The organism is Streptomyces sp. NPDC028331, from assembly GCF_055565775.1.
This window is the reverse complement of the sequence record NZ_JBVHTR010000006.1, coordinates 361,892-373,511: the sequence shown is the minus strand read 5'-3', so window position 1 is coordinate 373,511 and position 11,620 is coordinate 361,892. Positions and strand designations below refer to the sequence as shown.

At 72.9% G+C, this 11,620-nt stretch carries 9 protein-coding genes; 3 read left to right on the top strand and 6 right to left on the bottom strand.

The features are described 5' to 3' along the window. The first annotated feature begins 108 nt into the window (after positions 1-108). A complete protein-coding gene (locus ACZ4SW_RS11680) occupies positions 109-1,362 on the top strand; it encodes an MFS transporter (RefSeq protein WP_468241148.1) in 1,254 nt (417 codons plus the stop codon). A 386-nt stretch (positions 1,363-1,748) separates the two neighbouring features. Here the strand turns inward: ACZ4SW_RS11680 and ACZ4SW_RS11675 are convergent, their stop codons facing one another. The 4 genes from ACZ4SW_RS11675 to ACZ4SW_RS11660 form a co-directional block, all read right to left on the bottom strand. Further along, a complete protein-coding gene (locus ACZ4SW_RS11675; protein WP_468241145.1) occupies positions 1,749-2,651 on the bottom strand; it encodes a bifunctional transcriptional activator/DNA repair enzyme AdaA in 903 nt (300 codons plus the stop codon). Beyond that, positions 2,648-4,039: a class I adenylate-forming enzyme family protein gene (locus ACZ4SW_RS11670; protein WP_468241143.1), complete on the bottom strand. Its 1,392-nt coding sequence runs from the start codon at positions 4,037-4,039 to the stop codon at positions 2,648-2,650. The genes ACZ4SW_RS11675 and ACZ4SW_RS11670 overlap by 4 nt, the downstream gene beginning before the upstream one ends. 69 nt (positions 4,040-4,108) lie before the next feature. After that, entirely contained in the window at positions 4,109-5,218 is a 1,110-nt protein-coding gene (locus ACZ4SW_RS11665; RefSeq protein ID WP_468241141.1) for a 3-dehydroquinate synthase II family protein, read from the bottom strand. Further along, positions 5,215-6,021 (bottom strand): 2-amino-3,7-dideoxy-D-threo-hept-6-ulosonate synthase, encoded by an 807-nt coding sequence (locus tag ACZ4SW_RS11660; protein WP_468241266.1) that lies wholly within the window; start codon positions 6,019-6,021, stop codon positions 5,215-5,217. Before ACZ4SW_RS11660 ends, ACZ4SW_RS11665 begins: the two co-directional genes overlap by 4 nt. A 288-nt stretch (positions 6,022-6,309) precedes the next feature. Here ACZ4SW_RS11660 and ACZ4SW_RS11655 point away from each other — a divergent pair, with 288 nt between their 5' ends. Next, a complete protein-coding gene (locus ACZ4SW_RS11655) occupies positions 6,310-7,998 on the top strand; it encodes an FAD-binding oxidoreductase (RefSeq protein ID WP_468241139.1) in 1,689 nt (562 codons plus the stop codon). Positions 7,999-8,096: 98 nt separating this feature from the next. Beyond that, a complete protein-coding gene (locus ACZ4SW_RS11650) occupies positions 8,097-9,608 on the top strand; it encodes an FAD-dependent monooxygenase (protein ID WP_468241137.1) in 1,512 nt (503 codons plus the stop codon). A gap of 56 nt (positions 9,609-9,664) precedes the next feature. Here the strand turns inward: ACZ4SW_RS11650 and metF are convergent, their stop codons facing one another. After that, positions 9,665-10,561 carry a methylenetetrahydrofolate reductase [NAD(P)H] gene (gene metF / locus ACZ4SW_RS11645; RefSeq protein ID WP_468241134.1) on the bottom strand — a complete coding sequence of 299 codons (897 nt, stop codon included), beginning with the start codon at positions 10,559-10,561 and terminating at the stop codon, positions 9,665-9,667. A gap of 74 nt (positions 10,562-10,635) precedes the next feature. Beyond that, entirely contained in the window at positions 10,636-11,619 is a 984-nt protein-coding gene (locus ACZ4SW_RS11640; protein ID WP_468241132.1) for a carbohydrate kinase family protein, read from the bottom strand. Position 11,620 lies beyond the last annotated feature (1 nt).

Here is an 11,620-nt window from a genome sequence, read left to right as displayed (position 1 = left end):
TCCCCCCCCCCCCCCCCCCCCCCCCCCCCCCCCCCCCCCCCCCCCCCCCCCCCCCCCCCCCCGCCGTACGACGCGGCCGGGGATCCGACCCCCGAGGAAGACACCGTCATGACCACGAAGCCGCGGTCCGAGCCGGCCCGGACCCGCACGGGACCGGCGCTCGCTTCGCTGTTCCTCAGCACGTTCGTCATGGGCAGCGCCGAGTTGCTGGTCGTCGGGCTGCTCAACCTGATCGCCCGCGACGCGGGCGTGTCCGTGGACGAAGCCGGCGCCCTGGTCACCGCCTACGCCCTGGGCATCTGCATCGGCGGACCGCTGCTGACCGCGCTCACCATCCGCTGCGGCCGCCGCCCGCTGCTGTGGCTGTCGCTCGGCGGCCACGTCCTCGGCAACGGGCTCGTCGCCCTGGGCGGCGGATTCGGCGTACTGCTGTGCCTGCGCGCGGTCACGGGCGCCCTGCAGGGACTGTTCCTCGGAGTGGCCTTCACCGTCGCGGCCCGCCTCGTTCCGGCCGAACGGGTGGGCCGGGCGATCTCCGTCGTGTTCGGCGGCGTCGCGGTCTCCACGGCGCTGGGCGTGCCACTGGGAACGCTCGTCGGACAGCACCTGGGATGGCGGACCGCCTTCGCCTCGCTCGCGGTGCTCGGTGCCGTCGCCCTGGCCGCGACCGTGCTGCTGATCCCGGCGACCGGCCACGGCGGCGACGGCGGCCTGGCCGCACAGGCCCGCTACGCCTTCGCCCCCCGGGTCCTCGCCGTGCTCGGCGTGGGGTTCCTCCTGCTCGGCGGGCAGTTCGCCGCCCTGACGTACATCACGCCGTTCCTGGAAGACGTCACCGGCATCACCGGTGGCCTGGTCAGCCTCTACCTCTTCGTGTATGGAGCCGCCACGGCCGTCGGTACGTTCGTCGGCGGAAGGGCCGCCGACCGCAGCGCCTCCTGGACCCTGGTCGCGGCCAACGCGGCCCTGGTGCTGGCCATCGGTGTGATCCACCTGAGCGGCGCCGTCCCGGTGGCCGTCGTCCTCGCTCTGGCCGTGTGGGGGCTGGTGGGCTTCGGTCTCGTGCCCTCCCTGCAGTACCGGGTCGCCACCCTGGCCGGCCCGGGACGCGACCTCGCGGGCACCTTGCCGGCCTCCGCCGTCAACGCGGGCATCGCCGTGGGCGCCCTTGTCGGAGGGGCCGCCGTGGGCCGCGGCGGCCCCTCCGACTCCGTGCTCGTGGCTCTGCTGATCTGTGCCGCCGCACTGCCCGCGACCTGGGCGACCCGCTTTCTGCGCGCTCCGGTCCCGCCCGCCGACTCCCCGACCGGTGTGAGCCGTCCGGTGCACAGGGCCGGGAGGACGGGAGGGACCACGCGATGAGCGGCCGCCGGGGCCGGGCCGGGTGGTGCGGAGGGAGGCCCCGGGAAGCCCGGTCACGGCCAGGGCGGGAGCGGCCCGGACCCGGGCACCCGAGGCAGCGCGTGCCGGCACCTGCGCCGACCGGGCGCGGACGGCCGGGCGGCGTTCGCGCCCGGTCGGCCACGAGAAGGCCGGGGCGCGCCCGCGGACGCGTAGGCCCCCCTCACGGCCGCGCCCGAGGCGACCATGACCCCGGAACGCACGAAGCGTCGCCGACCCGGCCCGTCCCACTGCCCGGGGGACGGCGGCGGAGACACCGCGGTGACCCACCCGTCCCCGGCGGCGTCCACAACCCCGCGCGCGGTCCGCGACCAGGACCGGGCGCCGGGGCGGCACTGCTGCCGGGGTCAGCCCGCCTGGGCGGTGGCCCGGTCCGCGGGCTCCGGGCCGGTGACCGTGCCGTTGTCCCGCATCGCCTGGCGTATCCGCTCGCCGAGGGCCACGGTCCGTATCCGGGCCGGCAGACCGCGGGCCAGAGACGGCAGTTCGGCCCGGCGCAGCACCTCGGTGACCGTCGCGTCGAACGCCACGTCACCGCCCACCAGTTCCGCGTGGGGGAAGAGGGAGCCCAGACGCTGTCGCAGGTGAGGGGGTTCGTCGTCCGTCAGCACCGCACAGACGCCCTTGTCCGTGGCGGCGACCAGGACCGGGCCGACGGAACTGGGGGACACCGTCCAGCGGATGACCGTGCCGCGTCCGCCGGAACGGAACGACTTCGGCGTCATGCCCAGCAACTCGGCCGACACGGCGTAGAAGTGTCCGTTGGAGTTGAACCCCGAGTTGTAGATGGCGTCCGACACCCTCCCGGCACGCGCCAGTTCGCTGCGGACCCGGCGGGCGCGCTCCGCCGTGAGGTAGACGTGCGGGGTGACCCCGGTGAACGCCTTGAACATCCGGTGGAAGTGGAACCGGCTGTAGCCGACGGTGCGGGCCAGGTCGTCGAGGCTCGGGGGATGGACGGACTCGTCCATGAGCCGGCACGCCCGGTGCACCGCCTCGGCGAACAGTGCGTGCTGGGCCGGCTCGTCGGGGTGGCAGCGCCGGCAGGGCCGGAACCCGGCGGCACGTGCCTCGTCCACGGTGGAGAAGAAGATGACGTTCTCCCGGCGCGCCAGCCGGACGACGCACGAGGGTCTGCTGTAGACGCCGGTGGTGCGCACCACATAGCAGAACCGGCCGTCCGCCCCCTCGTCACGGTCACGCACCGCACGCCAGCGTTCCTCGTCGGTTCTGTACGCGGATTCGGTCATCGCTCACCGCCGACCGAGGCCGCCGGGCGCGTGCCGGACACGGACCGCCGCAGCCTGCGGGGATCGCGAACTACCTTTCCGTTGGCGGTGCGGGGCAGCGCGGGAACCACATGGAACAGGTCGGGGGCGCGCGCGTCGCCGAGCAGTCGCCGGCACCACGAGCGCAGCTCACGCCCGTCCAGGCCGGCCGTGCTCGCGACGTGCGCTTCGATGAGTTCGGAGTTGACCACGACCGCGTCGGTGACGTGCTCGTGCGAGCGCAGCACGGACTCGATCTCCAGCAGGTCCACGGACGTGGGGCCGTCGGCGCCCTGGACCCGGCCGCGAAGCCGCAACGCCCCGGTCCCGGCGTCGACGGTGACCAGGTCGGAGGTGGACATCCAGCCGCCGGGCCAGCGCTGTTCCTCGTACAGATAGGGGGACTGCGGAACGTGGACCTCGAGCACGCGCCCGACCACGCGGGTACGGACACCCGGCACCGGCCGGCCGATGTACGGCCACCCGAACCGGCCCTGCAGGTCCGTCGCCACGATCCCGGTCTCGGTGGTGCCGTACGCCTGTCCGACCGGTATCCCGTACCTGCGCCGGAAGGCCTCGGCCGTGGTGCGCGACAGCATGTCCCCGCCCGAGACCGCGAGCCGCAGCCGGGGAAGGGCGACCCCCTCGTCCGCGGCTGCGAGCCGGTCGAAGTGCCGGGGATTGCCGATCACGACGTCGGCCCCGGCGGCCGCCCGCACGACGGCCTGTGGCTGCCGGCCCGCCGGGAACACCACGGTCGCCCCCGCGGCCAGCGCGTGCAGCACCCCGCCGATCAGTGCGAAGGAGTGCGACACGGGTTCCAGCACCGCCACGCGTTCGCCGGCCACGGGCATGCCGGGCAGGTTCCGCAGCCGGTCCAGCTCGGTCAGCAGTGACTCGGGTGTACGGCCGACGGCCTTGGGCCGGTCGGTCGTCCCGGAGGAGAACTGCACCACGCAGTGGCTCGTGACCGCGGGGCGGCCGCCGCGCATGCGGCGTACGAACACCTCGCACTCGCCGGTGAACTGGTCCAGCGGGTCGCGGGGCCCGCCCAGGGACACGACGAACTGCGGAGCGCTGAGCTCCAGCAGGGCCGCACGCTCCAGGTCGTCGAGCCGGGGGTCCAACAGCACGACCTGCGCGCCGAGCGACCACAGGGCGAGGATCGCCCACTGCTGCGTGAAGCTCGGACCGCCGTGGAGGGCCACGGTGTGGCCGGACCGGATGCCGTGGCTCTCCAGAGCCCCGGCCATCCACGCCGTCTCCTTGCGCAGGGTGCCGAACGTGACCTCTTCCCCGCCTGCCGCCCAGACCTCGTCCGAGCCACCCTGGTCGAGCAACTCGGCTCCCCACCAGGACCGTTCACTCATCGCTCCCCCTGACGACGTCCCGCACCGTCCGGGGCCGCCCACGCCGCGGGCGGCCCCGGCGGCACGGATCTACTTCTCGACGCAGAACTCGCCGACCGGCCAGCCCACATGGCGCTTGTCGGTCGCCACGAAGCCGAGGAGCTGGTCACCCGGCTTCAGGTCCGTCACGTTGAGCACGGCCGCGCCCGGGCCGAGCACCCGCACATGCCAGTCGTCCTGCACGATCAGGCTGACCTCGACGCCTTCCTCCGAGGTGGCCTTGATGCCCAGCAGCGGACGGGACTCGAGCTTGATCCGGCCGACCACGATGCGCCGGGTGCGCCCGTCGGCGCCGACGGCCAGCACCTGGCTGCCCGCCTTGAGCTCGCTGAGGTAGTTCGTGCGGTTGTCGGCACCCAGCACGTACGAGTGCAGGGCGCCCGCGTTGACCCGGAAGGGCCGGGTGGGCATGTACGGCAGCGGGTGGGTTTCGCTCACGCACAGCACGAAGCCGTGGGCGTAGCTGCCGATCAGCATGCCCTCGTCCTTCTCGAAGTGGGTGCACGTGTCGATGCACACCCGGTCACCGAGCCCGAGGTGCTCGATCGAGTCGACGGTCAGCTTCGAAAGCTGCAGTTCGGGTGTCCGCTGCCGGAGCATCTCCATCAGCGCGAAGACGTCGCCCGCGTCCTTGGGCGCCATGAGGACGCCCTCGGACCCCTTCTCCAGCACGTCGACGATGATGCGTGCCTCTTCGATGTCCGCCGCCCGGCAGATGAGCTGCCCGGGCGAACTGTCGGCCGCCGCGATCACGATCTCCAGCGGGATCTTCGTCGGGTCCTTGAACTCCACGACCGTGTAGGGCAACGTCCGCGCCGCGTCGCAGGCCAGCCTGAGCGTCGGGTCGTCGGTGACGTGCACCAGCGCCGCCGTGTCCGGCTCGCCGGCCCGGTGACGGGCCTCCAGTTCGCCGAGGGCGTCGGCGTGCGCGGCCTCACGCAGGACGATCAGCCCTTCGGTCTCCTGCGGCACCGGTCCGGCGCCGGGGAGGAGCACCCGCTTGACCGTTTTCGGCAACGTGGAGAGCCGCTCGGGGTCGCTGTCGACGATGGCGTCCACGCGCGCGTGGATCGCGGCGTCGGCCACCGCCTCACGCCGGTCGGCCGGCACGGAACGAAGGTCGATCCAGGCAAACTTCACAGCACACCTGCCATCTCGGATTGCGGCGCCGCCCCGGTGGAGGGCGCGCGGTCATGGACGATTGCGACCAGTTCACGGACGGTCTTCTCGGGCGAGGGACTGGTGAAGACCCGGCGCCCGACGGCGAGTCCACTGCACCCGGCGTCCAGCGCCGACGCCGCGAACGCGAACAGGTCCCGGTCTGTGCCGCTGCCGCCGGCCACGACGACCGGGAGAGGCGAGGACGCCACCACCTCGGCCATCCGCTCCGGAGGGGCGGCCAGCACGGTCTTGACGATGTCGACCCCGAGGTCGACGGCGATGTTCACCACATGCGCGACCAGGCCCGGTTCGGCCGGGTCGACCACGCGCGGACCACGCGGATAGATCATGGCCATCAGCGGCATGCCCCACCGCTCGCAGGCCGCCGCCACCGTGCCGAGGTCGGCCAGTTGCTCCGCCTCGGTGTCGGAACCGATGTTGACGTGCACGCTGACGGCGTCGGCGCCGAGCCGTACCGCCTCCTCCACATCGCCGACGAGCACCTTGGCATCCGTGTCGGGAGCGTGGGCCGTGCTCGCGCTGAGGTGCACCACCATGGAGCACCGCTTCAGCAGCTCGGGTGAGATCATGCGGGCCCTGCCCTTGTGCACGACGATCGCGTCGGCACCGCCCGCGGCGATGTCCCGCACGAGGTCACGGAACCCGGCGGCACTGGCCACCGGACCGTCGGAGACGGAATGGTCGAGGGGGACGAACAGGAACCGGCCGTCACCAGGCCGGGACAGTCTCGCAAGGCGCACCGTTTTCCCGGTGAGCGGCATGTTCGACATGACACACCTCTCCGTTCCTGGTCAAAGGGATCGGACGGGAGCCCTCCGGGGTCGGACGGCGGTCTCACGGCCGCCACCCCGAACCGCCCCCGAGACGTGGGGGTGGCGGCGCGGCTCCATGGCTGCACTGTTGCAGGGGTCACTGAAGAATCGAGCCAAAGCGGATCTCCGGCCGCCTGCGGGGAGAGGTCCCGGACGAATGCGCAAGATTCGGAGTGCCGCGGCCGGGGCCCGTTTCTAGCGTCGCTCGCACCGATGTGCTTCAGGAGGGGATGCGGGATGATGCGGAACGGGGACGGACGTGGAGAGGCGATCGGGCGTCGCCGTGTGCTCACGTCGGGCGCCGCACTCGGTGGGGCGACGCTGCTGCCCCTGGGCGGCACGGACGGTTCCGCCGTGGCGGCGGGCGGCAAGCCGTCCGGTGCTCCGGTCGTCGTCACCCCGGCCGACCGGCGCTACGTCGATCTGGTCCGCGGCTGGAACCAGCGGTACGTGGGGCGTCCGGAAGCCGTGTACGTGGTCGAGAACGCCGCCCAGGTGGTCGAGGCCGTGCAGAGAGCGGTGGACGAGGGCAAGCGTCTGACCGTCCGCAGCGGCGGCCACTGCTGGGAGGACTTCGTCTTCAGCCCCGACGTCGAGAACGTGATCGACATGTCCGCCATGCGGCAGGTCGACCACGACCCGGCGATGAAGGCCTTCTTCGTCGAGCCGGGGGCCCAGCTGCTTGACGTCTACGAACGGCTCTACCGCACCTGGGGGGTGACGATCCCGGCCGGGATGTGCTTCCAGGTCGGCGCCGGCGGGCACGTCAGCGGCGGCGGCTGGGGACTGCTGTGCCGCAGGCTCGGGCTGGTCGTGGACCACCTGTACGCGGTCGAGGTGGTCGTCGTGGACGCCGCGGGCAAGGCACGCACCGTGGTGGCGACCCGCGAGGAGGACGATCCCCACCGTGACCTGTGGTGGGCCCACACCGGCGGAGGCGGCGGCAACTTCGGCGTCGTCACCCGTTACTGGTTCCGCAGCCCCGGCACCGCGGGGACACGCCCCGACACCCTGCTGCCCGCTCCGCCCGCCGAGGTCCTGGTGAGCGCCGTCTCCTGGCCGTGGAGCGATCTGACGCAGCGCGACTTCGGCCGCCTGGTGCACAACTACGGCGCCTGGCACGTCGCACACAGCGGTGCCGAGGACCCGAATGCCGCCGTCTGCAGCCTGTTCTCGCTCAACCACCGCTCCAACGGGTCCCTCGGGCTGATCACGCACGTGGACGCCACGGTTCCGGGCGCCCGCGCGCTGCACGACGACTTCATCGCGGCAGTGAGCGAGGGCGTCGGCGTCAAGCGCGGCCCGGCCACCACACGCATGGGCGAGGTCGGGCCGCTGCCGCAGTTCGCCGAGCCGCGCCGCCTGCCGTGGCTGCAGGCGGCCCGCTACCTCGGCACGGCCAATCCCACGACGAACGACCCCACCAACAAGAGCGACTTCAAGTCGGCGTACATGCGCCAGGGATTCCCGGACCGGCAGATCGCCGCGCTCCACCGGCACCTCTCCCGCGAGGACCTGGGCAATCCCACCGCATCGGTGATGCTCTCCTCCTACGGCGGCAGGGTCGGCACCGTGGCCCCGGCCGCCACCGCCTCCGCGCACCGCGCCGCGACCTTCAAGCTGGCCTGGATGATCTGGTGGACCGATCCGGCCGACGAGGCGGGATGCGTGCGCTGGCTGAGGGAGTTCTACGCCGACATGTACGCCGACACCGGCGGGGTGCCGGTGCCCAACGAGGTGACCGACGGCTGCTACGTCAACTACCCCGACGCCGACCTGAGCGACCCGGCGTACAACACCTCGTCGGTGCCGTGGTACGAGCTGTACTACAAGGGCAACTACCCCCGCCTGCAGCAGGTCAAGAAGAAGTACGACCCGAGGAACGTCTTCCGGCACCGCCAGTCCGTCCGGCTGCCCGGCTCCTGATCCGTGCAACCCGGCGGCCGTTTCCGGGGTTTCCCCCGGTGGAGGGGCGCGGTCGGAGAGCCGGGGCGCCCACGAGGCCGCCTCACGGGAGATCGCCGATGCCGGTGAACCGCACCACAGCCGTCGACGCCGAAGTCATCGTGGTCGGAGGCGGGCCCGTCGGCATGCTGCTCGCCAGGGAGCTCGCCCTGCTCGGCGTGCGCACCACCGTCCTGGAGAAACTCCCGGCACCCACCGACGAGCCCAAGGCGGGCACGCTCCACGCCCGTACGGCTCAGACGCTGCACCGCCGTGGGCTCCTCGAGGCGGTGCAGCCCGGGCGTCCCGCCTCCCGGCGGGTCCACGGCCCCGTCCCCTTCCACTTCGCGGGCATGTTCGATCTCGACCTGGCCCGTGTCGTGGACGAAGGTCCCGTCATGATCGGCAGTCCGCAGGTCTGGGCTCAGGAGGTCTTCGGCGCCGACGCCCAGCGCCTGGGGGCCGTCGTCCGGCGCGGCAACGAGCTCGTGGGGCTCGAGGACGCCGGCGACCATGTGCGCCTCACCGTGGACGACGGCCGCGGCGGACGGCGCGAGCTGACCGCGTCGTGGGTGGTGGGCGCGGACGGCGCTCGCAGCGCCGTGCGCCGACTCGTCGGCATCCCGTTCACCGGCACACCCGCCCGGGTCGCCGCGCTCATCGGTGAGGTACGCCTCCTCGACCCGGTCGGGGCCCCTCGTGGCTGGCAGCGCAACGAGCGCGGCTGGACTCTGGTGTGGCTCGACCCCCTGGGCCTCAGCCGCGTGTGCACCTACGACTTCCGCGGTCCGCACCCCGACCGCCACGCCCCCGTCACACTCGAGGAGTTCCGCACGGAGGTGGAGCGGATCGCCGGTCGCCCGGTCCCCATGGACTCCCCACGCCGGCTCACCCGTTTCAGCGACGCCGCGCTGCGTGCCGAACGGTACCGGGCGGGCCGCGTGCTCCTCGCCGGGGACGCCGCCCACGTGCACTTCCCGGCCGGCGGGCAGGGGGTCAACCTGGGGCTGCAGGATGCCGTGAACCTCGGCTGGAAACTCGCGGCCGAGGTGCACGGATGGGCACCGCCGGGACTGCTCGACACCTACGCCGCGGAACGCGTCCCCGTGGCGGAGGCGGTCCTGCACAACGTCCGCGCCCAGGTGGCCCTGATGGACCCGGACCCGCGCATGGACGAGCTGCGCGAACTGTTCGCCGCACTGATGCACTTCGGCGAGGTGAACCAGTACCTCGGAGGCATGATCAGCGGTACCGACATCGTGTACGACCTCGGTGCGCCCGAGGACCCGCTGGCCGGCCGATTCGCTCCCGACGTGCGGCTGAAGACCGGCGACGAGTCCGTCACCCTTGCCGAACTGCAGCGCTCGGCACGTCCGGTGCTGCTCGTCCTCGGCGAGCGTACGGAACTCGCCCGGTGCGCACGCCCCTGGGCCGGACGCGTCGAGGTGGTCGCGGCCACGGCGGACGCGGACATCGGTACGGACGGCCTGCTGGTGCGCCCGGACGGCTACGTCGCCTGGTCCGCCCGGGGACGGCGGGACGACGTTCACACGCTGCGCTCGGCGCTGACGCGATGGTTCGGCGCGGCATGACCCCCGTTGGCGCGTGGCGCGCCGAGAGGCGGCCCGGCCGGGCCGCTGCCGCCGCGTCAGGGCAGGGCCAGGGACCGGACCGCGGCACCCGTCAGGTTCCTGTGTATCTCCAGCGTCGCGGTCGAACGGTTGAGGGTGATGTAGTGGAGCCCGGGGGCGCCCTCGGCGAGCAGCCGTTCGGCCAGGGCGGTGGCGTGGCCGACACCGATGCGGTGTCCTTCGGCGGGGTCGTCGCGGACGGCTTCCAGCCGATGGGCGAGGTCCTCGGGAAAGGTGGCGTTGCTGAGCTCGGCGAAGCGGCGGATCTGGCGGACGTCGGTGGCGGGCATGATCTCGGGGATGATCGGGGTGTCACATCCCGCGGCCGTGACCCGGTCGCGCAGCCGCAGGTAGTCCTCGGCACGGAAGAACATCTGCGTGATGGCGTAGTCCGCGCCGGCGCGGCACTTGGCGACGAAGTGCTCGATGTCGCTGTCCCAGTCGGGCGAGCGGGGGTGGCGTTCGGGGAAGGCCGCCACGCCGACGCTGAAGTCACCGGACTTCCGGACCAGCGTGACGAGTTCGTGCGCGTGGGTGAAGCCGTCCGGATGCGGGACCCAGGGGCCCTGAGGGTCTCCCGGCGGGTCGCCGCGCAGGGCCAGTACGTCACGGACGCCCGCATCCGCGTACCGGCCGATGATGTGGCGCAGTTCGGCCGCCGAGTGGCCGACGGCGGTCAGGTGCGCCACCGGTCGCAGGGTCGTCTCGGCCGCGATACGCCGCGTCAGCTCGACGGTCCGGTCCCGTGAGGAGCCGCCCGCGCCGTATGTCACGGAGACGAAGGTGGGTTCCAGCGCCTCGACGCGGCGGACGGCCTCCCACAGGGCGTGGGTGCCGGCGGCGGTCTTGGGTGGGAAGAACTCGAAGGAGTAGGTGCGCCGCCCGCTCGCCAGGATCTCGCGCAGCGTGGTCATCTCGGCCTCCGGTGCGGGGTGTCCGGCTTCGTGCCGCCGGGTCGGTGTGGTGGATGACGTCCTGTCCGGGCGGCTCAGGACAAGCTCGCCAGCAGGGGCTCGACGGTGCGCGCGGCGGCGGTCCCGTAGGCCTCCTCGATGCGCGAGGCCAGGTCCCCGGCGGGGAGCTTGTACTCCTGGGTGCCGAGCGATTCGAGCACCACCGTGGCCAGTGCGCAGCCCAGTTGGGCCGCGTGCCGCAGGGGCAGCTCCCGGGCGACACCGGCGAGGAAGCCGGCCCGGAAGGCGTCGCCCACGCCGGTGGGATCGACGACCGATCCGGCGGGCACGGCGGGCACGTCCAGCCGGGGCGCGCCCCTCGACAGGAGCGACACGCCGTCGCCGCCGCGAGTGACGACCCAGGTGCCGACGCGCTGGAGGACCTCCCGCTCGCTCCAGCCGGTCCGCTCCCGCAACAGCGCGCCCTCGTAGGCGTTGGTGAACAGCCAACGCGCTCCCTCCACCAGGCGCCGGGTCTGTGCGGTGTCGAGCCGGGCCAGCTGCTGGGAGGGATCCGCCGCCAGATCCACGTCCAGGTCATGGGCGGTGGCGGTGTGCCGCAGCATGGCCTGCGGATCGTCGGCGCCCACCAGGACCAGATCCAGTCCGCCGACCCTGCGCCGCACCTCGGCCAGGTCGATCTCGCGGGCCTCGGCCATGGCTCCGGCGTAGAACGTGGCGATCTGGTTCTGGTCGCGGTCGGTCGTGCACACGAAGCGGGCCGTGTGCAGCGCCTCGCTGATCCGGACGGACGCCGTGTCGACCCCGGCCTCCCGCAGCCGGTCGCCGTAGTCGGCGAAGTCGCTCCCGGCCGCTCCCACCAGCACGGGACGCAGCCCGAGGCGCGCGAGGCCGAACGCGATGTTCGCGCCCACCCCGCCGCGGCGGATGTCGAGCGTGTCGGCGAGGAAGGACAGCGACACCTGTTCGAGCTGTCCGGCGATGAGTTGGTCGGCGAAGCGACCGGGGAAGACCATCAAGTGGTCGGTGGCGATCGAACCGGTCACGGCAATGCGCACG